General features: G+C 72.3%; 18 protein-coding genes. 13 read left to right on the forward strand and 5 right to left on the reverse strand.

Annotation, left to right across the window (positions count from 1 at the left end; all coding sequences use genetic code 11):
• A partial coding sequence (locus AB0D59_RS25315) for a DEAD/DEAH box helicase (RefSeq protein WP_362569456.1) occupies positions 1–2,378 on the reverse strand: 2,378 nt, incomplete at its 3' end.
• Between the two features lie 572 nt (positions 2,379–2,950).
• Here AB0D59_RS25315 and AB0D59_RS25320 point away from each other — a divergent pair.
• Entirely contained in the window at positions 2,951–3,697 is a 747-nt protein-coding gene (locus AB0D59_RS25320) for a ferritin-like fold-containing protein (RefSeq protein WP_351704751.1), read from the forward strand.
• Between the two features lie 137 nt (positions 3,698–3,834).
• Here the strand turns inward: AB0D59_RS25320 and AB0D59_RS25325 are convergent, their stop codons facing one another.
• The 4 genes from AB0D59_RS25325 to AB0D59_RS25340 form a co-directional block, all read right to left on the reverse strand.
• The gene (locus AB0D59_RS25325) at positions 3,835–4,107 is read right to left on the reverse strand and encodes a hypothetical protein (RefSeq protein WP_362569459.1); all 273 of its coding nucleotides are present in this window, start codon (positions 4,105–4,107) and stop codon (positions 3,835–3,837) included.
• A gap of 175 nt (positions 4,108–4,282) precedes the next feature.
• The gene (locus tag AB0D59_RS25330; protein ID WP_046730492.1) at positions 4,283–4,510 is read right to left on the reverse strand and encodes a DUF3107 domain-containing protein; all 228 of its coding nucleotides are present in this window, start codon (positions 4,508–4,510) and stop codon (positions 4,283–4,285) included.
• Between the two features lie 150 nt (positions 4,511–4,660).
• Positions 4,661–5,302 carry a TetR/AcrR family transcriptional regulator gene (locus AB0D59_RS25335; protein WP_362569462.1) on the reverse strand — a complete coding sequence of 214 codons (642 nt, stop codon included), beginning with the start codon at positions 5,300–5,302 and terminating at the stop codon, positions 4,661–4,663.
• Positions 5,303–5,468: 166 nt separating this feature from the next.
• Positions 5,469–5,699, reverse strand: a complete 231-nt coding sequence (locus AB0D59_RS25340) for a hypothetical protein (RefSeq protein ID WP_362569465.1) — start codon at positions 5,697–5,699, stop codon at positions 5,469–5,471.
• Positions 5,700–5,959: 260 nt separating this feature from the next.
• On the opposite strand from AB0D59_RS25340, the gene AB0D59_RS25345 reads away from it, so the two are divergent.
• The 12 genes from AB0D59_RS25345 to moeZ all read left to right on the forward strand — a co-directional run bounded on the left by AB0D59_RS25345 (position 5,960) and on the right by moeZ (position 20,774).
• A complete protein-coding gene (locus AB0D59_RS25345; protein WP_362569468.1) occupies positions 5,960–6,952 on the forward strand; it encodes an alpha/beta hydrolase in 993 nt (330 codons plus the stop codon).
• Between the two features lie 7 nt (positions 6,953–6,959).
• Positions 6,960–8,588: a DUF3152 domain-containing protein gene (locus AB0D59_RS25350; protein WP_362569471.1), complete on the forward strand. Its 1,629-nt coding sequence runs from the start codon at positions 6,960–6,962 to the stop codon at positions 8,586–8,588.
• A 56-nt stretch (positions 8,589–8,644) separates the two neighbouring features.
• Entirely contained in the window at positions 8,645–8,737 is a 93-nt protein-coding gene (locus AB0D59_RS25355; RefSeq protein WP_323185132.1) for an Ms4533A family Cys-rich leader peptide, read from the forward strand.
• A 168-nt stretch (positions 8,738–8,905) separates the two neighbouring features.
• A complete protein-coding gene (locus AB0D59_RS25360; RefSeq protein ID WP_362569474.1) occupies positions 8,906–10,624 on the forward strand; it encodes an ABC transporter substrate-binding protein in 1,719 nt (572 codons plus the stop codon).
• A gap of 4 nt (positions 10,625–10,628) precedes the next feature.
• Entirely contained in the window at positions 10,629–11,714 is a 1,086-nt protein-coding gene (locus tag AB0D59_RS25365) for an ABC transporter permease (RefSeq protein ID WP_362569477.1), read from the forward strand.
• Positions 11,711–12,709, forward strand: coding sequence for an ABC transporter permease (locus AB0D59_RS25370; protein WP_362569480.1), 999 nt, complete (start codon positions 11,711–11,713; stop codon positions 12,707–12,709). The genes AB0D59_RS25365 and AB0D59_RS25370 overlap by 4 nt, the downstream gene beginning before the upstream one ends.
• On the forward strand, positions 12,706–14,334 hold the full coding sequence (locus AB0D59_RS25375) for an ABC transporter ATP-binding protein (RefSeq protein ID WP_362569483.1): 1,629 nt from the start codon (positions 12,706–12,708) through the stop codon (positions 14,332–14,334). The genes AB0D59_RS25370 and AB0D59_RS25375 overlap by 4 nt, the downstream gene beginning before the upstream one ends.
• Positions 14,335–14,562: 228 nt before the next feature.
• Positions 14,563–16,326, forward strand: a complete 1,764-nt coding sequence (locus AB0D59_RS25380; protein ID WP_362569485.1) for a DUF3492 domain-containing protein — start codon at positions 14,563–14,565, stop codon at positions 16,324–16,326.
• Positions 16,323–17,654, forward strand: coding sequence for a hypothetical protein (locus AB0D59_RS25385; protein ID WP_362569488.1), 1,332 nt, complete (start codon positions 16,323–16,325; stop codon positions 17,652–17,654). Before AB0D59_RS25380 ends, AB0D59_RS25385 begins: the two co-directional genes overlap by 4 nt.
• A gap of 181 nt (positions 17,655–17,835) precedes the next feature.
• The gene (locus AB0D59_RS25390) at positions 17,836–18,795 is read left to right on the forward strand and encodes an NAD-dependent epimerase/dehydratase family protein (protein ID WP_362569491.1); all 960 of its coding nucleotides are present in this window, start codon (positions 17,836–17,838) and stop codon (positions 18,793–18,795) included.
• Positions 18,783–19,532 carry a spherulation-specific family 4 protein gene (locus AB0D59_RS25395; RefSeq protein ID WP_362569493.1) on the forward strand — a complete coding sequence of 250 codons (750 nt, stop codon included), beginning with the start codon at positions 18,783–18,785 and terminating at the stop codon, positions 19,530–19,532. Before AB0D59_RS25390 ends, AB0D59_RS25395 begins: the two co-directional genes overlap by 13 nt.
• A gap of 63 nt (positions 19,533–19,595) precedes the next feature.
• Positions 19,596–20,774 carry an adenylyltransferase/sulfurtransferase MoeZ gene (gene moeZ / locus AB0D59_RS25400; RefSeq protein ID WP_351704789.1) on the forward strand — a complete coding sequence of 393 codons (1,179 nt, stop codon included), beginning with the start codon at positions 19,596–19,598 and terminating at the stop codon, positions 20,772–20,774.
• Positions 20,775–20,778: the final 4 nt, after the last annotated feature.

Genomic DNA, 20,778 nt, shown 5'->3' on the forward strand with positions numbered 1-20,778 from the left:
GCGGCCTCGGCGGCCTTCCGCGTCCGGCGCGGCTTGGTCTCCGCGACCTCGGCGGTCTCCGGGGCGGCGGCCGTCTCGGTGGCGGCGGCCGTCTTCCGGGTGCGACGGGGCTTGGCCTCGGTGGCCTCGGCCGTGTCCACCGCCGATTCGGCGGCTGCCGCGGTCTTGCGGGTGCGGCGGGGCTTGACCTCGGTGCCTTCAGCCGTCTCGACGGCGGCCTCGGCGGCCTTCCGCGTCCGGCGCGGCTTGGTCTCCGCGACCTCGGCGGTCTCCGGGGCGGCGGCCGTCTCGGTGGCGGCGGCCGTCTTCCGCGTCCGGCGCGGCTTGGCCTCGGTGGCCTCGGCCGTGTCGACGGCCGCTTCCGCGGCGGCTGCCGCGGTCTTGCGGGTACGCCGCGGCTTGGCGGCCTCCGTCTCCGTCTCGGCCTCGGTCGTCACCGGAGCGGCGGCAGCGGTCTTGCGGGTGCGGCGCGGCTTCGACTCCGTCGCCTCGACCGTGTCCACCGCGGCCTCGGCGGCCTTGCGGGTCCGGCGGCGCGGCTTGGCCTCCGCCTCGACGGACTCCGCCGTGTCCACGGCCGTTTCGGCGGCGGCAGCGGTCTTGCGGGTCCGGCGCGGCTTGGGCTCCTCGGCGACCTCGGGCTCCGGCGTCGTCACGACCGCCTCGGCGGGCTCGGCGGCCTTGCGGGTCCGACGGCGGACCGGCGTCACCGGGGCCTCGACGGTCTCGGCGGTCTCCTGCGGAGCCTCCGTGGCCTCGGCCGACGTCACCACGGCCTCCGCGGCCTTGCGGGTCCGACGGCGGCGCGGCTTCTCCGGAGCGACCGGCTCGGCCACGGCCTCGACGGTCTCGACGACCGCCTCCGGCGTCACTGTCTGCGGCGTCACGGTCTGCGGGGCGGCGGCCGCCACCGGCTCCGGCGACGCTCCGCCGCGTGTACGGCGCCGACGGCGCGGGGTGCGGGAGCCGGCGGGCTCCGACGCCGTGACGGACTCGGCCGCGGGGGACGCGGACTCGGCGGCCGGCGCCGAGGACGTCGTACCGGATGCCGGGTCCAGCGCCGAACCGGCGCGGGTGCGACGGCGGCGGCGCGGGGTGCGGGCCGAACGCTCGCGCTCCTCGGAGCGGGCCGCGCCCCGGTCGCGACGGTCGTCCCGGCCACCGCGACCGCGGCCACCACGGCCACCGGTCTCGCCCAGGTCCTCCAGCTCCTCCGCCTCGAGCCCGGCCCGGGTGCGCTCGGAACGCGGCAGGACACCCTTGGTGCCGGCCGGGATCTTGAGCTCCTCGAAGAAGTGCGGGGAGGTCGAGTACGTCTCCACCGGTTCTGGGAAGCCAAGCTCCAGCGCCTTGTTGATGAGCTGCCAGCGCGGGATGTCGTCCCAGTCGACGAAGGTGATCGCCGTACCCTTCGCGCCCGCGCGGCCCGTACGGCCGATGCGGTGCAGGTACGTCTTCTCGTCCTCGGGGGACTGGTAGTTGATGACGTGGGTGACACCCTCGACGTCGATGCCGCGCGCGGCCACATCGGTGCAGACGAGGACGTCCACCTTGCCGTTGCGGAAGGCGCGCAGCGCCTGCTCGCGGGCGCCCTGGCCGAGGTCGCCGTGGACCGCGCCGGAGGCGAACCCGCGTTGCTGGAGCTGCTCGGCGATGTCGGCGGCCGTGCGCTTGGTCCGACAGAAGATCATCGCCAGTCCGCGGCCGTCGGCCTGCAGTATGCGGGCGATCATCTCCGGCTTGTCCATGGAGTGCGCGCGGTAGACGAACTGCTTGGTGTTCGCGACGGTCGCGCCCGTGTCGTCCGGCGCGGTGGCGCGGATGTGGGTGGGCTGGCTCATGTACCGGCGCGCGAGGCCGATGACCGCGCCCGGCATGGTCGCCGAGAACAGCATGGTCTGGCGCCTGGCCGGAAGCATGTTGATGATCTTCTCGACGTCGGGCAGGAAGCCCAGGTCGAGCATCTCGTCGGCCTCGTCCAGGACGAGCGACTTGATGTGCTTCAGGTTCAGCTTCTTCTGGCCCGCGAGGTCCAGGAGCCGGCCCGGGGTGCCGACGACCACGTCGACGCCCTTCTTCAGGGCCTCGACCTGCGGCTCGTAGGCCCGGCCGCCGTAGATGGCCAGCACGCGCACGTTGCGGACCTTGCCGGCCGTCAGCAGGTCGTTGGTGACCTGGGTGCAGAGCTCGCGCGTGGGGACGACGACGAGCGCCTGCGGGGCTTCGGTGAGGGCCTCGGGGGCGGCGCGACCGGCCTCCACGTCGGCGGGGACGGTCACGCGCTCCAGGAGCGGCAGACCGAAACCGAGGGTCTTGCCGGTGCCGGTCTTGGCCTGGCCGATGACATCGGTACCGGACAGGGCGACCGGGAGTGTCATCTCCTGGATGGGGAAGGGGGAGATGATGCCGACGGCCTCCAGGGCCTCGGCGGTCTCGGGGAGGATCCCGAGGTCTCGAAACGTCGTAGTCAGGGTGCTGCCTCTTCTGTGTGTCGCGGTCCGAGGCGAGCGCGGGGGTCTTTGACGGACCGTGCCGGGGGACGTCGGCTGCCTTACGGGCGGGCCGTGTGGGGCACGCCGTATGACACGGGACCTCTGCCGACGCTCTAGCGCTCGTACCGCTGAGGTGTCCCTCCGGTCGTCGTACGCGATGTGCCGTACGCGCCGGGAGGGCTGTCGGGTCGGAGCCGATCGGGCCACCGACCGGGCATCCTCATACGTGCGGCCTGTCGAGGTACGTCCGAATACGACGGCGTACCAGCAGGCGCATTACCACCATACCCCGGAATCGTGCACATGCGATGGCCGATTTGGTCACGTCGTGGTAGTCACAGTGGCTGACCTGGGGCTTCCCTGTGACTTCTGCGGGACTTCCAGGGTCTTCCCTGAGGGTTTGTCGGGTCTTCCCCGGGTCTTCCTCGGGGCTTCCCGGAGGCGGCGGGCGGGCTATTCTGCGCTTCATGACGAGCTCTGACAAGCCTGAGACCGCCTCCGCCGAACCGACCGGTGTCGCCGCCCAGGACTGGGCGCGGGCGGCCGCCGACCCGCAGTACCGTGCCGCGGTCGTGGACCTGCTCGGCGCGCTCGCGTACGGCGAGCTCGCGGCGTTCGAGCGCCTCGCGGAGGATGCCAAGCTGGCGCCCTCGCTGGTGGACAAGGCCGAGCTGGCGAAGATGGCGTCGGCCGAGTTCCAGCACTTCGAGCGGCTGCGGAACCGGCTGACGGAGATCGGCGAGGACGCGACGCAGGCGATGGAGCCGTTCGTCGCGGCCCTCGACGGCTTCCACCGGCAGACGGCGCCGTCGGACTGGCTGGAAGGCCTGGTCAAGGCGTACGTCGGCGACTCGATCGCCAGTGACTTCTACCGGGAGGTCGCGGCCCGGCTGGACTCGGACACGCGCGAGCTGGTGCTGGCCGTGCTCGACGACACGGGGCACGCCGGGTTCGCCGTGGAGCGGGTGCGGGCGGCCATCGACGCCGACCCTCGTGTGGGGGGCCGGCTGGCGCTGTGGGCGCGGCGGCTGATGGGGGAGGCGCTGTCGCAGTCCCAGCGGGTGGTGGCCGACCGGGACGCGCTGTCGACCATGCTGGTGGGCGGGGTGGCCGACGGGTTCGATCTCGCCGAGGTGGGGCGGATGTTCTCGCGGATCACCGAGGCGCACACGAAGCGGATGGCTGCGCTGGGCTTGGCCGCCTAGCGCTCTGTGCGCTCTGAGGCGGGAATCAGGGGGAGTTGCGCGGCTGCGGGTGTGTGGTGGCTGGGCCGCGCAGTTCCCCGCGCCCCTGCGAGGGCCCTTCGGCCCGGGGCGCTTGAAACGGTCTTGGGCGCTCGAAGCTACGCCGGGATCGATCGTCGGCGCACATGGCGGCCCGCCGGGCGGAGCAGCAGCGAGAGCGACGCCGCCGAGACGATCGCGGCACCCAGAAGGCTTACGAGGGCCGTGCCGGGGCCGAGCGCGCTGTGGGTGACGAAGTCGCCGAAGAGGGCTCCTGCGACACCTGTGGAGAACACCAGGGGGCGGGCCGGAAGTCGGTGGGAAAGGCGGCTGGCCGCGGCCCACGACAGGGCCATGCCGAGCAGTGCGGATCCAAGGACTTCCAGCAGCATCACGAGTGGTCCCTCCCACGGCCGGCCGTTGCTTCACGGTCGTAGGGCGTCATACCCGTGACCTGCGGAATGCAATCCTCCTCTGTGGGTGACTTGTGGACCGGATGTGGAGAGCGGACACGACGGAGGGGCCCGGCGGACACACGTCCACCGGGCCCCTTTCGTACTGCTGTGGCTAGACCGCGCTGAAGCCCACCTTGCGCACCGTCGGCTCGCCGAGCTCGATGTACGCCAGGCGGTCCGTCGGGACCAGCACCTTGCGGCCGCGCTCGTCCTCCAGGGACAGCACCTGCGACTTACCGGCGAGCGCGTCGGCGACGAGGCGCTCGACCTCCTCGGCGTTCAGACCGCTCTCCAGCACGATCTCGCGGGGCGCGTGCTGCACGCCGATCTTGACCTCCACGGCTATGTCCCTCCGACGGTCAGTGAAGTGCGCGACCTTCCGCGCCGTACGCAGCACACATTAGCCCGGTGAGGGGACGTACACGCTGCGGGCGTGCACGCCAGGAGCGAACAGCGAACGGGAATGCCGGGACGGCGGGCCCGTGACGCCTCAGTGGTGGTCGGTGCCGTGCAGCGGGAAACCGGCGATGCCCCGCCAGGCCAGCGAGGCCAGCAGCTGCACCGCCTGGTCGCGCGGGACGCTGCGGTCGCTGTGCAGCCAGGAGCGGGCCACCACCTGGGCGAGGCCGCCGAGACCGGAGGCCAGCAGCATCGACTCGGCACGCGAGAGACCGGTGTCCTCGGCGATCACGTCGCAGATCGCCTCGGCGCACTCGTTGGTGACCTTGTCGACGCGCTCGCGCACCGCGGGCTCGTTCGTCAGGTCGGACTCGAAGACCAGGCGGAAGGCGCCGCCGTCGTCCTCGACGTACGCGAAGTACGCGTCCATGGTCGCCCGGACCCGCTGCTTGTTGTCGGTCGTCGACGCGAGCGCCCCGCGCACCGCCTGGATCAGGGCGTCGCAGTGCTGGTCCAGCAGGGCCAGGTAGAGGTCGAGCTTGCCCGGGAAGTGCTGGTAGAGCACCGGCTTGCTGACACCGGCGCGTTCGGCGATGTCGTCCATCGCGGCCGCGTGATATCCCTGCGCGACGAAAACTTCCTGGGCGGCGCCCAGCAACTGGTTCCGACGGGCACGGCGCGGCAGGCGCGTGCCCCGCGGGCGCGCCGCCTCTGTCTGCTCGATGGCTGTCACGCCGCCTCCCAAAATCGTCCACATGCGGATTACGCCGCCCGGCCATCGTACTTTTCGGTAACCGTGCTGTGCGTGGTGCGAGCGCAGAATTTCACGTACCGGACGACGGCGAAAGCCGCACCGGGAAATGCGGACAGGCCAGGCGGACCCGTCGGAGCCTCCACGGTCAGCGGTAGTCGTCCTCGTCGAGGGAGACCACGCGCGCCTGTTCGATGAGATCGGCCTCGTTCGCGCGGTCCTCGTCCACACCGGTGAGCGGGTCGTCATGGGACGGTGCGATGTCCGTGTGCTGCTCGGCTGCGTCGCCCTCCGGGGCCTCGACGCCGATCTCCGGAGCGTCCTCCGCCTCCGGCTCCAGATCGTCGAGCACGTCGGGGTCGGTGGGGTCATGGGCCATGGTGGGCTCCCTTCCATCGAATGTCCCTGGCAGAAGCAGGGGGCCATAAACGGGTGCCCTCTTTATGAGCGTAGGAGACACCGGATGCGGACGCTATGCCATCGACGGCCGTTCACCCCGGATGCAGCCGACGGCCGTCCCCGCGGCCTCGTCGACGGCTCGTCGGCGCACCTTCCGTGGTGCCGCGCGGCGGCTCGCCCGGGTGGTTCTGTGATGGCGAACACACGAATCACTGTGTGATCGTCTCGTAACATTGGCCCATGTCTTCGACCGAGCTGCCATCAGTGCCGCCCACCAGCGTGCTCCCGAAGGCGGCGGCCGTCAGAGTCGCGGAGGGCGAGCGGCTGCGGTCGGTCGGGCTGCCCGGCGTCACCCTCACGGTCCGGTCCAGGCCGCCCACGCGCACGGGCCTGCCGCCCGCGCTGTACGTCCACGGGCTCGGCGGCTCCTCGCAGAACTGGTCGGACCTGATGCAGCGGCTCGAAGGCGTCGTGGACGGCGAGGCGGTCGATCTGCCGGGCTTCGGCGACTCCCCGCCGCCGGACGACGGCGACTACTCGGTCACCGGGCACGCGCGCGCGATCATCCGCTACCTCGACGCGGTCGGCCGCGGTCCGGTCCATCTCTTCGGCAACTCGCTGGGCGGCGCGGTCAGCACCCGCGTCGCCGCCGTCCGCCCCGACCTAGTCCGCACGCTCACGCTCATCTCGCCGGCCCTGCCCGAACTGCGCGTGCAGCGCACGGCCATGCCGACGGTGCTGCTCGGCCTGCCCGGCGTCGCCGGACTGCTCACCCGCGCGACCGGCAAGTGGACCGCCGAACAGCGGGTGCGGGGCGTGCTGGCCCTCTGCTACGGCGATCCGGGCCGGGTCACGCCCGAGGCGTTCGAGTACGCGGTGGAGGAGCTGGAACGGCGGCTGCGGCTGCCGTACTTCTGGGACGCGATGGCGCGCTCCGCGCGCGGGATCGTCAACGCGTACACCCTGGGCGGGCAGCACGGGCTCTGGCGCCAGGCCGAGCGAGTCCTCGCCCCGACCCTGCTGATCTACGGCGGCCGCGACCAGCTCGTCGGCTACCGCATGGCGCAGAGGGCGGCACGCACCTTCCGTCACTCCCGGCTGCTGTCCATGCCGGACGCCGGGCATGTGGCGATGATGGAGTACCCGGCGGCGGTGGCCGGGGCGTTCCGTGAACTCCTCGCGGACGCCGACGGGTTGGGCGCCGATACGGTCACGCCGGGCGCGGGGAGCTGAGGGGCGGGTGGGACGCCACAGCCGCCGCCGCCCGGCACCCAAAGGCGACGCCGGGGACATAACCGACATAGGTCCGAACCGGAACGGCGATTCGGGAAAGGGCGACCGCGGGGACACCGGGCCGGCAGTGCCGCGCCCGACCCACGGCACCCCTGCGGAAGGGGCCGCGCGCCTGCCTGACGGTATGCCGGCTCAGGGGATGCGGCGCCTGCCGGACGGCACGCCGGCGGGTGGGGTGCCGCGATTCGCGGACGGTACGCCTGCCCGTGGTGTTCCGCGCTCCGCGGACCGCACACCGGCTCAAGGGGCCCCCCGCCTGCCGGACGGCACGCCCGTGCAGGGCATGCCTAGGCCTTCCGGCGGTGTGCCCGGCCAGGGGCCGTCTCGGTTCCCGGACGGTACGCCCGCGCACGGTGTGCGCCGGTACCCCGACGGCACCCCGGCCCACGGTGTTCCCCGCTTCCCGGACGGGACGCCCGCCCATGGTGTCCCCCGGGCCCGTGGCGGTCACCCCCAGCAGCGGGAGGCGGGCGGTGGCTGGGGCGAGGTGGGCGGGCAGGCCGGTGCCGACGCCCCCGGGACGGCCGGGCCGTCGATACCCCGGCAGCGGCGTGGCGGGCCCGGCGGGCCCCGGCAGGACTACGTCGACGCCTTCGGCGAGGACGTCGACGTCCTCACGCCCCGCCCGGGCATCGGCGCCCAGCGTGCGGAAACGTATCCGCCCTCCTCCGGCCCGCGTACCTCCCCGCTCGCCTCCGAGCCGTACGGCGGCGACGGCAAGGGCGATGACGACGCGCCGCCCACCGGTGAACCCGCGCAGCCCAAGGGCGGCAAGGGGCGGGCCTTCGCCGGTGTCGCGGCCGCCGCCGTCACCACCGTGCTCGCGGTGATCGTCGCCGGGCAGGTCGCCGACGGCGGCGACAGCGGCGCCCAGTCCCGGTCGGCGGCCGGCGACACGCGGGCCACCGACGGTTCCGCCTCGCGCGGCAACGGCCGTACGACACCGTCGGTCTCCGCCTCGCCGCGCGTGGCGACGCTCTCGTACGAGCAGGCGATGGACAAGAAGTACCCGCTCGGCGCCAAGCTGGCCGGGTCCGGGAAGTTCGACGCCGTGCCCGGGATCGCCAAGGCGCCCGGCAAGGGGCAGAAGTACACCTACCGCGTCGACGTGGAGCAGGGGCTCGGGCTGGACGGCGAGCTGTTCGCCGCCGCCGTGCAGAAGACGCTCAACGACGACCGCAGCTGGGCCCACAACGGCGCCCGTACCTTCGAGCGCGTCTACTCCGGCAAGCCCGACTTCGTGATCACTCTCGCGAGCCCGGGAACCACCGCCGAGTGGTGTGCCAAGTCCGGCCTCGACACGACCGAGGACAACGTGTCGTGCGACTCGGCCGCCACCGAACGCGTGATGATCAACGCGTACAGATGGGCGCAGGGCAGCAAGACGTACGGAGACAAGATCCACGCCTACCGGCAGATGCTGATCAACCACGAGGTCGGCCACCGGCTCGGTTACGGCCATGTGACCTGCGACAAGGACGGCGAGCTGGCGCCGGTCATGCAGCAGCAGACCAAGTTCCTCGACCACGACGGCATCCACTGTCTGCCCAACCCCTGGCCGTTCCCGAAGAGTTGACAGGTGGCGCATACGTCACATTGACATGGGCAGAAAGTTCATACATATTTCTGGGCATGTCGCCCCGTCATGCCTCCGTGCGCGCCGCCATCGAGCTGGCGCTCATCGGCGTGACCGCGCTCTGCGTGGCCGACATCCACTGTCGCTGACTCTCGCCCCTGGGCGTTCGCGTCGCGATCTCTCTTCTCCCTCGCCGTGACTCGGTCACGGCTCTCTCGACGACCTGGCGCCCGGGCAGACGTCTGTTCACTTTCGTCTCACTCCTCGTCTATCTGTCTCGTCAGTCGAGACACGCCTTCCGAGAGGTCGTCATTCCGATGCGTCAACCGTCCGCCACAGCGCGCCGCATGGCCGTGGCATCCGTCAGCCTTGTCGTGGCCGCGGGGGCCGTCGCCTGCGGGCCGAAGGACAACGATGCCAAGGGCTCCGGTGGCGACTCCACGCCGCACAAGGGCGGCACGCTCACGGTCCTGAACTCCGACCCACAGTCGGACTTCGACCCGGCCCGCCTCTACACCTCCGGCGGGGGCAACGTGCCCTCCCTGGTGTTCCGTACGCTCACCACCCGCAACCGCGCGAACGGCGCCGCCGGCGCCAAGGTCGTCCCCGACCTGGCCACCGACACCGGGCGGCCCAGCGAGAACGCGACCGTGTGGACGTACACGTTGAAGAAGGGCCTCAAGTACGAGGACGGGACCTCGATCACCTCCGCCGACATCAAGTACGGCATCGAGCGCTCCTTCGCCCCCGAGCTCTCCGGCGGCGCGCCCTACCTGCGGGACTGGCTGGTGGGCGCGGCCGACTACCAGGGGCCGTACAAGGACAAGAAGGGGCTCTCGGCGATCGAGACGCCGGACAGCCGCACCATCGTCTTCCACCTGAACAAGCCCGAGGGCGAGTTCCCGTACCTGGCCACGCAGACGCAGTTCACGCCCGTCCCGAAGGCCAAGGACACGGGCACGAAGTACGAGGAGCACCCGGTCTCGTCCGGCCCCTACAAGGTCGTGAAGAACGAGAACGACGGTGAGCACGTGGTGCTGGAGCGCAACACGTACTGGTCGTCGGCCGTCGACGACCAGCGCAAGGCCTACCCGGACACCGTCGACGTGCGTTCCGGGCTCGACTCCTCCGTGATCAACCAGCGGCTGTCGGCGTCCCAGGGCGCGGACGCGACCGCCGTGACCACGGATACCAACCTCGGCCCGGCCGAACTCGCCAAGGTGACCGGCGACAAGGACCTGGCCGCGCGGGTCGGCACCGGCCACTTCGGCTACACGAACTACATCGCGTTCAACCCGACGGCCAAGCCGTTCGACAACGCCAAGGTGCGGCAGGCGATCTCGTACGCCATCGACCGGTCGTCCGTCATCAACGCGGCCGGCGGCAGCGCGCTCGCCGAGGCCGCGACCACCTTCCTGCCGAACCAGAAGTCCTTCGGCTACACGCCGTACGACCTGTTCCCGGCGGGCGGGACCGGCAACGCGGCCAAGGCCAAGGAGCTGCTGAAGGAGGCCGGTTACCCGAACGGGCTCACCGTGACGCTGACCCACTCCAACAGCAAGGACTTCGAGACCAGCCCGGAGATCGCGACCGCCGTCCAGGACGCGCTCAAGAAGGCCGGTATCACGGTCAAGCTGGAGGGCCTGGAGGAGAACGACTACAAGGACAAGATCCACAGCGTCAAGACGGAGCCGGGCTTCTTCCTCGCCCACTGGGGAGCCGACTGGCCGTCCGGCGGTCCCTTCCTCGCCCCGATCTTCGACGGCCGGCAGATCGTCAAGGACGGAGCGAACTTCAACACGGGCCTGCTCAACGATGCTTCGGTCAATGCCGAGATTGACGCGATCAACAAGTTGACCGACCTCGACGCGGCCGCCAAGCGGTGGGGTGCGCTGGACAAGAAGATCGCCGGGCAGGCGCTGACCGTGCCGCTGTTCCACCCCGTCTACAAGCGACTGGTCGGCAAGGACATCAAGAACGTCGTGATCAGCGACTGGACCGGCGTCCTGGACATCTCCCAGGTCGCGGTGAAGTAGCGCCGTGAGCGAGGCACTTGTCGCCACCCAGGCCCCCGAGGCGATCGCCTCGGGGGTCTCGGGGGCCCGTCAGTTCTGGCGGCGGCTGCGCACCCAGCGCGCCGCCCTCGTCGCGGCGGCCGTGGTCGCGCTGCTCGTCCTGGTCGCGCTCGCCGCGCCGCTGCTCACCGCGATCGAGGGCCAGGACCCGACGACCTACCACCCGTCCCTCATCGACTCCGCGCGTGGCGGCGTGCCGATCGGCTCCTTCGGGGGCATCGGCGCCGACCACTGGCTGGGCGTGGAGCCGCAGACCGGGCGGGACCTCTTCGCCCGCCTGGTGTACGGCGCCCGGGTCTCCCTGGGTGTGGCGCTGGCGGCGACCGTGATCCAGGTCCTCCTGGGGCTCGGCATCGGGGTGGCGGCCGCGCTCGGCAGTGGATGGGTTGATCAACTGTTGAGCCGGTTCACCGACATCTTCGTCGCGATGCCCTTGATGGTCATGTCGCTGGCGCTGCTCGCGATCGTCCCGCAGAGCTTCCCGCGGCCCGTCCTGGTCACGCTCGTCATCGGGTTCATCGCCTGGGGCAACACCGCGAAGATCGTGCGCGCCCAGACGCTCACCCTGAAGGGGCTCGACTACGTCGCCGCCGCGCGGCTCAGCGGCTGGGGCACCTGGCGCATCGCCTGCCGCGAACTCCTGCCCGGGCTGGCCGCGCCGGTCATCACGTACGCGTCCATCTTGATCCCGGTCAACATCAGCACCGAGGCGGCCCTGTCGTTCCTCGGCGTCGGTGTGAAGCCGCCGACGCCGTCCTGGGGGCAGATGCTCACCGCCGCCGACGTCTGGTACCAGGCGGCCCCGCAGTACCTGCTGCTCCCGGCCGGCGCGCTCTTCGTGACCGTCCTCGCGCTGACCGTCCTCGGCGACGGCGTCCGCGTCGCCCTCGACCCGCGCGCCGCGTCCCGGCTGAGCGTCGGCACGGGGCGCAAGCGGGAGGCCAGGGCCACCGGGTCCCCGAAGTCCGCCGGATCCGCCGGATCCGGCGGATCCAGCGGGGCCGCCGGATCCGCCGCGTCCGCCGCGTCCGCCGAGGAGGGGTCCGCATGAGCGGCTTCGGTGGGTTCCTGCTCCGCCGTGCCATCGGCATCGTCGTGACCCTGCTGGCCATCTCGGTGATCGTCTACGTCGTCTTCTACGCCACCCCCGGCAACGTCGCCCAGATCACCTGCGGCCCGCGCTGCTCCCCGGAGCAGGTGCACCAGGTGGCCCAGCAACTGCGCCTCGACGACCCCCTGTACGTGCGCTACTGGCACTTCCTGGAGGGCCTGCTCGTCGGCCAGGACTACTCGACGGGCACCTCCGTGGAGCACTGCTCGGCGCCCTGCCTGGGGCTCTCCTACCAGACCGACCAGCAGGTGCTGAGCATCATCCTCACCAAGCTCCCGGTCAGCCTCTCGCTCGTCCTCGGCGCGATGGTGCTCTGGCTCGTCCTGGGCGTCGGCAGCGGCGTGCTCTCCGCCTGGCGGCGCGGCCGGTTCACCGAACGCGTCCTGACCGCCCTCACGCTGGCGGGCTGGGCCACCCCGGTCTTCGTCATCGGCCTCGTGCTGATGATCGTCGTCTGCGGTGAACTGCAGCTGCTGCCCTTCCCGCAGTACGTCAACTTCACCGACGACCCCGAACAATGGGCGTGGAACCTGCTGCTGCCGTGGCTGTCCCTGGCCCTCATCGAGGCCGCCTCGTTCGCCCGGCTGACCCGGTCGTCGATGCTGGAGACGCTGGCCGAGGACCACATCCGCACCTTCCGCGCGTACGGCGTCGGGGACCGGGCGATCGTCGGACGGCACGCCCTGCGAGGGGCGCTCGCGCCGGTCATCGCGCTGAACGCCAACAACGTCGGCTCGGCCGTGGGCGGCGCGGTGCTCACCGAGACGCTGTTCGGACTGCCCGGCATCGGCCAGGAACTCGTCCACGCCGTCAACGTGGTCGACCTGCCCGTCGTCGTCGGAATGGTCCTGGTCATCGGCTTCTTCGTGGTCATCGCCAACGCCGTCGCGGACGTGCTGTACGCGGTGGCCGACCGACGGGTGGTACTGACGTGAGTCTCGTCCGAGTCACTGATCTGACCGTCGAGTTCGGCGACCTGCGGGCCGTGGACGGACTCTCCTTCAGCCTGGAAGCGGGCGCCGCCCTGGCCCTGGTCGGCGAGTCCGGCTCCGGCAAGTCCACCGTCGCCTCGGCCCTGCTCGGGCTGCATCGCGGCACGGGCGCCCGGGTCGGCGGCACGATCGAGGTCGCCGGTACCGACGTACCGGCGGCTTCCGACGAGGAACTGCGGCGGCTGCGCGGCGCGAAGGCGGCGATGGTCTTCCAGGACCCGCTGTCCTCCCTCGACCCGTACTACGCGATCGGCGACCAGATAGCCGAGGTGTACCGCGTGCACACGCGCGTGTCGCGACGGGCCGCACGCGCGCGTGCCGTGGAGGTTCTGGACCGGGTGGGCATTTCGGACGCGCCCCGCCGGTCCCGGTCGCGCCCGCACGAGTTCAGCGGCGGCATGCGCCAGCGCGCGCTGATCGCCATGGCGCTCGCCTGCGAGCCCGACCTGCTGATCGCCGACGAGCCCACCACCGCCCTCGACGTGACCGTCCAGGCCCAGATCCTGGACCTGCTGCACACCCTCCGCGAGGAGACCGGCATGGGCCTGCTGCTCGTCACGCACGACGTGGGCGTCGCCGCCGAGAGCGTCGACCGGGTGCTCGTCATGCGGCACGGGCGCGTGGTCGAACAGGGTCCGGTCGCCGCCGTGCTGGGGGCGCCCGCGCAGCCGTACACGCGCGAACTGCTCTCCGCCGTCCCGCGCGTGGACGCGGTGCGCGCGCCCTCACAGGCGACCGAGGAGGCCGTGCTGGAGGCGTCCGGCCTGCGGCGCGAATTCGGGCGCGGCAAGGGGGCGTTCACGGCCGTGGACGACGTGTCGCTGACCGTCCACCGGGGCGAGACCCTCGGCATCGTCGGCGAGAGCGGCAGCGGCAAGACGACGCTCGGGCGGATGCTGGTCGGGCTGCTGGAGCCGACGGCGGGGGAGGTCCGCTACGAGGGGCACGCGCGCGTGGGCGTGCGGCCGGCCGTCCAGATGGTGTTCCAGGACCCGGTGTCGTCCCTCAACCCCCGGCGCAGCGTGGGTGAGTCGATAGCCGATCCGCTACGCGCGCGTGGCATGGGGGTCCCCCCGTTCGAGCGAAGCCGAGAACGGGGGAGCGACGAGAGGCGTATCCGGGGGCGCGTGATCGAACTGCTGGAGCGCGTGGGGCTCGAAGGGGCGCACTACGAGCGCTATCCGCACGAGTTCAGCGGTGGTCAGCGCCAGCGCGTGGGCATCGCGCGGGCGCTCGCGGCCGATCCGCGCGTCATCGTCTGCGACGAGCCGGTCTCCGCGCTGGACGTCACCACCCAGGCCCAGGTCGTCGCCCTGCTCGGCGAGCTCCAGCGCGAACTCGGCCTGGCGCTCGTCTTCGTCGCCCATGACCTCGCCGTCGTCCGCCAGGTCAGCGACCGGGTCGCGGTGATGCGCCGCGGCCGGATCGTCGAGACCGGATCCGCCGACGAGGTCTACGACAACCCCCAGGACCCGTACACCCGGCAACTGTTGGCCGCCGTACCCGCCCTCGACCCCGAGGTCGCGGCCCGACGGCGGGCGGCCCGGCGGGAACTGGCGTCGGCGTGACGTTTCAGCAGCTCCTGGGGGCATCCTGATGTGACGTTTCGCCGTCGATCGATCTCTTAGCGCGACCGAACGCGACCCGCACGGGAAAGTTACGACCGTTCACCCCTTTTGGTGGCGCGATGGACAACCGTCCGTCGCGCCACCGCCTTGTCCGCATACGTTCGTCCCGCTGCGAGCCACCGAGGCAACGGTGGCTCCCCATACGGGAGATCGATCGGGGGTGCACACGTGCGCATCGGACTGCTTACGGAGGGTGGCTATCCGTATGTGAGCGGTGACGCCGGACTCTGGTGCGACCGGCTCGTGCTCGGGCTCGGGCAGCACGAGTTCGACCTCTACGCGCTCAGCCGCAGCAGGCGCCAGGAGGACGAGGGCTGGCTGCCGCTGCCGCCGCACGTCAGCCGGGTGCGGACGGCTCCCCTCTGGTCCGCCGAGGAGGACGGGGTCGCGTACGGCCGGCGTGCGCGCCGGCGCTTCGTCGAGAGCTACGGGGAACTGGCGGGGGTGCTGTGCGCCGGCCCGGGCGGCGGCGGCCCAGCCGGTCCGGGCCCGGACGGCGAAAACGGTGCGGACGGCTCCGGTGCGGGACCCGGCCATCTGGCGGACCGTTTCGGCAGCGCGCTCTACGGACTCGCCGAACTCGCCCGCGACGAAGGCGGACTGGTCGGCGCGCTACGCTCCGACAGCGCCGTGCGCACGCTGGAGCGTGCCTGCCGCGCACCCGGCGCACTCGGTACGGCGCGCGAGGCGCGCGTGCCGGATCTGCTCGCCGTCGCCGCGCACCTCGAACGTGCCCTGCGCCCCCTCTCGCTCGACTGGTACGGCGACGACGGCCTCGGTGCCGCCGATCTCTGCCATGCCACCGCCGGCGGCCCGGCCGCCCTGCCGGGCCTGCTCGCCCGCCACTTCTCCGACGTGCCGCTGCTGGTCACCGAGTACGGCGTGCAACTGCGTTCGCACTACCTCGCCTCCGGCCCCGACGCGGCCACCCCGGCCGTGCGCGCCCTGCTCGCCGCCTTCCACGGCCGGCTCGCCGCCGAGGTCTACGGCCGCGCCGCGATCATCACCCCCGGCAACGCGCACGCCCGCCGCTGGCAGGAGCGCTGCGGCGCCGACCGCTCACGCATCCGCACCGTCCATCCGGGCATGGAGGCCGCCCGCTTCGCCGAGGTCGGCGAGGCGCCGGACCGGGCCGACCCGGACACGCTGGTGTGGGTCGGCCGGACAGAGCCGTCCAAGGACCTGGTGTCACTGCTGCACGCCTTCGCGGAGGTCCGCAAGGAGGAGCCCAAGGCACGGCTGCGGGTCGTGGGTGCCCCGGCAGGACCGGAGGGCCGGGATTATCTGGGCCACTGCAAGGCGCTCGCCGCCCAGCTCTTCCCGGACGAGGCCGAAGGGGTGCACGCCGTCGGCGACAACCCGGTCGCCTTCGAGGAGATCGGCGGCCCCGAGGCACCGACCCTCGCGGACGCCTATGCGTCCGGATCGGTCGTCGTCCTCTCCAGCGTCGTCGAGGGCTTCCCGGTCGGCCTGGTCGAGGCGATGCTCTGCGCCCGCGCGACCGTCTCCACCGACGTCGGCGCCGTGGTGGAGGTCATCGGCGGCACCGGTCTCGTCGTACCCCCGCGTAATCCGCGGGCGCTCGCGGAGGCGTGCGTGGCGCTGCTGCGCGACCCCGAGCGCCGTGAGCGCCTCGGAGCCGCCGCACGCGCCAGGGCACTCGAACTGTTCACCGTCGAGCAGAACATCGCGGCATTTCACAGCATTTACCTCGAGATCGTCTCGCACTGCCCAGTGCGCCGGGTCGTCCTCGACGACGCCGGCAAGCCGCTGCCGTTCGCAGCTCCGGCCGAGGCCCATGTCCCCGGCCGCTGGACCGGCCCCACGGCCCGCGTCGTGAGCCGGGGCGGGCCCGGCGGGGCCCTGGGCGCCCCCCTGGGGCCGACCCCGGTACGGGCCACGCCGCTCGCGGCAACGGAGGGCGCCCTGTGAACGGCGACGAGGACGGCGCCGTGAGCGGCGGTCTGGGGGAGCTCGAACAACCCGGGCGCCCCGGTGGGGCCGACGCCTGGGACGCGCGGTCGGAGGAATGGCTCCTGGGCGTGGCGGAGGACGACTCGGCAGACGCCCTGTCCGGAAGCAGGGCGTCAGGGTCGGCCGCGCTGTCCGGCGGGGGCTCCACACGGACTGCCCGGGACACCGCGGGCCGCCGCGGAACCGCCCCACGCCGAGGCGCCGGCGACCCCGTGAAAGCGCTGATGCACCGCCACCGCGCGCTCTGCGAGCAGGCCGTCGACCCACTGGAGATCGCGGCCGGCCTCGAAGCGCACGGCGTCACCGACCGGACCGCCGCCCGCTTCAGGCACCGTGACGTCTTCTCACTCGCCGAGGAGCTCTACGCGCGCGTGCCCCGCGACGGCGACCGGCGCCCGTGCCCGGAACCGGCGCCCGCGCCCCGCGTGCGCGCCGACTGGGCGCTGCTCACGCTCCTGCCGGGCGCGGTCGGCGTGGCGGTCGTGACCGGCGTACGGCTCACCGAGGGGCGCCCGCGCCTCCTGACGGCGACCGCCGGCGTGCTCGCCCTCGCCCTGGCCGCAGGCCTGGCCCTGCGCCGCGGCCCCCTGGCCGTGCCCGCCCGCACCCTCGCCCGGCACACCCTGACCGGCACGCGCGTGTGGACCTGCTGGCTCCTCGCCTACGCCCTCCTCGGTAACGGCCTCCTGCGGGCCGTCCTGGACGGCGGCCCCGACGGCCTCCCGACCGGCGCCGCGCACGGCCCCTGGCCGGTGACCACCGCGCCCGTCCTCGCTCTCACGCTGGCCTGCGCGCCGGCCGCCTGGAGTGCCCATCTCTTCAGGGCCGGCGCCCGGCGCAGGCTTGCGGGCAGCCGGGGCCTGGAGGAGTTCGCCGGGGCCGTACAGCCGCTGCTGCTCGGCACGTTCGCCCTCTGCCTGGGCGTCCTCACCGCCCTGCTCGCCCTGTGCGGCGCCGCCCTGGGCGAACCCGCCGGCTACCCGGAGGCCCTCACCCTCGGCGCCGTACTCCTGCTCGCCCGCCTCCTCACCGTCCACAACGCGCCGCAGGGCCCCGCTCTCGCCCTCGCCGCCGCCACCGAAGCGGCGGCCGTGGGCCTGGTCCTGGCCGGCCGGCTGCCCGGCTGCGCCTTCCTCGCGGCCCCCGTCGACGCCCTGGCCGGCGCGTGGGGCGCGAGCAGCGTCCCGGCTCTCGTCTGCGGCGCCGCAGCTCTGGCGCTGCTGTTCCAGGCGGCCCGCACCCTCACCCGGGCCTCGGCCCACGCACCGACGGAGGACCCGGAGTGAGCAGAGCCGCCGTTCTCTTCGCCTGCCTCACCGTGCCGTCGCGGCGGCAGGCGCCCGGCACCCCGCCGGAGGCAACCGCACCACCCCTTGAAGGAGACCACCAGATGACCACCTCCCGACCCGGACCCGGAGCGTCCGGAACCACCGGAGTCGCCGGAGCGCACACCCCGGGAGCCACGCGATGAGGGTTCTGCTGATCGGAGCCAACGGATACCTCGGCCGCTTCGTCGCCGACCGGCTGCTCGCCGACCCGGCCGTCCAGCTCACCGCGCTAGGCCGCGGCGACGACGCCGATGTCCGCTTCGACCTCGCCTCCGGCAGCCCCGGTGCGCTCACCCGCTTCCTCGACGCGGTCCACCCGGGCGTCATCGTGAACTGTGCCGGCGCCACCCGCGGCGGTGCCCGGGAACTCACCCGGCACAACACCGTCGCCGTCGCCACCGTCTGCGAGGCCCTGCGCCGCAGCGGCTGCGGCGCCCGCCTGGTGCAGATCGGCTGCAGCGCCGAGTACGGCCCGAGCCAGCCCGGCTCCTCCACGGCCGAGGACGCCGTACCGCGCCCCGGCGGCCCGTACGGCGTCAGCAAGCTCGCCGCCACCGAACTGGTCCTCGGCTCCGGCCTGGACGCGGTCGTCCTGCGTGTCTTCTCGCCCGCCGGGCCCGGCACCCCGGCCGGCTCCCCGCTCGGCCGCCTCGCCGAAGCCATGCGCCGCGCCATGCAGTCCGGCGACGGCGAACTCAAACTCGGCGGCCTCGGCGTCCAGCGCGACTTCGTCGACGTACGCGACGTCGCCCGCGCGGTCCACGCGGCCTCGCTCTCCGCCGCCCAGGGCGTCATCAACATCGGCTCCGGCCGCGCCGTCCGGCTGCGTGACGCCGCCGCCGTGCTCGCCCGGGTCGCCGGATACGGCGGCGCCCTGCACGAACTCGACGGCCCGCCCGGCCCGATGCGCAGTTCCATCGGCCACCCCCGCCTGGACCCCGACCACGCGGCCCCGGTCGCGTACCCGTACCCGGACGGCTGCGGCAGCTGGCAGCAGGCCGACGTGCGCTGTGCCCGGGACCGGCTCGGCTGGCGGCCCCGTATCAACCTCGAGGAATCCCTCGCGGACATCTGGATGGAGGCGGCATGCCGCATCTGACCAGTGCCAGGGCGGGCGCCGCGGCCACCGGCGTCCGCACCGCCTTCGGCATCCCGGGCTACGCCCACCCCCTCCTCGCCCCGGCGCAGTGGGCCGAACTCACCCGCCCGGGCACCCCTCTGCACTGGGTCGTCCTCAACGTGGCGAACGGCCCCGGCAGTCGTCCCGACCCGCACTGCCTGGAGGCGGCCGGCCGGCTCCGCAACGCGGGCGTCCGCGTCCTCGGCCGCCTGGACACCACCTACGGTGCCCGCCCCCACGGCGACCTGATCTCCGACGCCCGCCGCTATCACGACTGGTACCGCGTCGACGGCTTCCTGCTGGACCGCTGCCCAGGCGAGCGCACCGCGCTGCCCGAGATCCGCCGCGCGGTCGCCACGCTCCGCACCATCGGTGACGCTCCCCACCTCGTCCTCGGCCACGGCACCCACCCCCACCCGGCCTACGCCGAGAACGCCGACCAACTGGTGACCTTCGCCGGCCCGTGGAGCGACTACCGCTGGTCCCATGTCGCCGAGTGGACCGCGGACTATCCACCGGACCGCTTCTGCCACTTCGTGCACGGCGTGCCCCGCGGCCACCTCGACGAGGCACTGCGCATCGCCCGCTGGCAGGGCGCCGCCACCATCTACTTCACCGACCGCACAGATCGCGGCGGTCGAGTGGACCCCTGGGAGAACATGCCCGGCTACTGGGACGACATCGTCTCGCGGGTCGGGACAGGTGTCTCGGAATGAAGGTGGCCATGGCAGTGTTACAGGGAGAACAACTGTAGTGATTGACCGATCAACGGAGTCCCCGTGTCGCTGCCACCCCTGGTCGAGCCAGCCTCTGAGCTCACCGTAGACGAGGTCCGCAGGTACTCCCGCCACCTGATCATCCCCGACGTCGGGATGGACGGGCAGAAGCGGCTGAAGAACGCCAAGGTGCTCTGTGTGGGCGCCGGCGGCCTGGGTTCGCCGGCGCTGATGTACCTCGCCGCGGCCGGTGTCGGCACCCTCGGCATCGTGGAGTTCGACGAGGTCGACGAGTCGAATCTGCAGCGCCAGATCATCCACAGTCAGGCCGACATCGGCCGCTCCAAGGCCGAGTCCGCCCGTGACTCCGTCCTCGGCATCAACCCGTACGTGAACGTGGTCCTTCACGAAGAGCGGCTCGAGGCCGAGAACGTGATGGACATCTTCAGCCAGTACGACCTGATCGTCGACGGTACGGACAACTTCGCCACCCGCTACCTGGTCAACGACGCCTGCGTGCTGCTCAACAAGCCGTACGTCTGGGGTTCGATCTACCGCTTCGACGGCCAGGCCTCGGTCTTCTGGTCCGAGTACGGCCCCTGCTACCGCTGCCTGTACCCGGAGCCCCCGCCGCCGGGCATGGTCCCCTCCTGCGCCGAGGGCGGCGTGCTGGGCGTGCTCTGCGCGTCCATCGGCTCCATCCAGGTCACCGAGGCCATCAAGGTCCTCACCGGCACCGGCGAGCCCCTCGTCGGCCGCCTGATGATCTACGACGCCCTGGAGATGCAGTACCGCCAGGTCAAGGTCCGCAAGGACCCGAACTGCGCGGTCTGCGGCGAGAACCCGACGGTCACCGAGCTCATCGACTACGAGGCCTTCTGCGGCGTCGTCTCCGAGGAGGCCCAGCAGGCGGCCGCCGGCTCGACGATCACTCCCAAGCAGCTCAAGGAGTGGATCGACGACGGCGAGAACATCGAGATCATCGACGTCCGCGAGCCGAACGAGTACGAGATCGTCTCCATCCCGGGCGCCAAGCTGATCCCGAAGAACGAGTTCCTGCTCGGCACCGCCCTGGAGGGCCTGCCCCAGGACAAGAAGATCGTCCTGCACTGCAAGACGGGTGTCCGCAGTGCGGAAGTCCTCGCGGTCCTGAAGTCCGCGGGCTTCGCGGACGCCGTGCACGTCGGCGGCGGCGTGATCGGCTGGGTCAACCAGATCGAGCCGGAGAAGCCGGTTTACTGAGCGC

It is taken from the genome of Streptomyces sp. NPDC048417, from assembly GCF_040651615.1.
Classification (GTDB): domain Bacteria; phylum Actinomycetota; class Actinomycetes; order Streptomycetales; family Streptomycetaceae; genus Streptomyces.

Bases quoted from the DNA above. Each gene is read 5' to 3' on its own strand.
- AB0D59_RS25325 (WP_362569459.1), bottom strand. From the start codon at position 4,107: ATGCTGCTGGAAGTCCTTGGATCCGCACTGCTCGGCATGGCCCTGTCG.
- AB0D59_RS25340 (WP_362569465.1), bottom strand. From the start codon at position 5,699: ATGGCCCATGACCCCACCGACCCCGACGTGCTCGACGATCTGGAGCCG.
- AB0D59_RS25345 (WP_362569468.1), top strand. From the start codon at position 5,960: ATGTCTTCGACCGAGCTGCCATCAGTGCCGCCCACCAGCGTGCTCCCG.
- AB0D59_RS25355 (WP_323185132.1), top strand. From the start codon at position 8,645: ATGTCGCCCCGTCATGCCTCCGTGCGCGCCGCCATCGAGCTGGCGCTC.
- AB0D59_RS25360 (WP_362569474.1), top strand. From the start codon at position 8,906: ATGCGTCAACCGTCCGCCACAGCGCGCCGCATGGCCGTGGCATCCGTC.
- AB0D59_RS25370 (WP_362569480.1), top strand. From the start codon at position 11,711: ATGAGCGGCTTCGGTGGGTTCCTGCTCCGCCGTGCCATCGGCATCGTC.
- AB0D59_RS25390 (WP_362569491.1), top strand. From the start codon at position 17,836: ATGAGGGTTCTGCTGATCGGAGCCAACGGATACCTCGGCCGCTTCGTC.
- AB0D59_RS25395 (WP_362569493.1), top strand. From the start codon at position 18,783: ATGCCGCATCTGACCAGTGCCAGGGCGGGCGCCGCGGCCACCGGCGTC.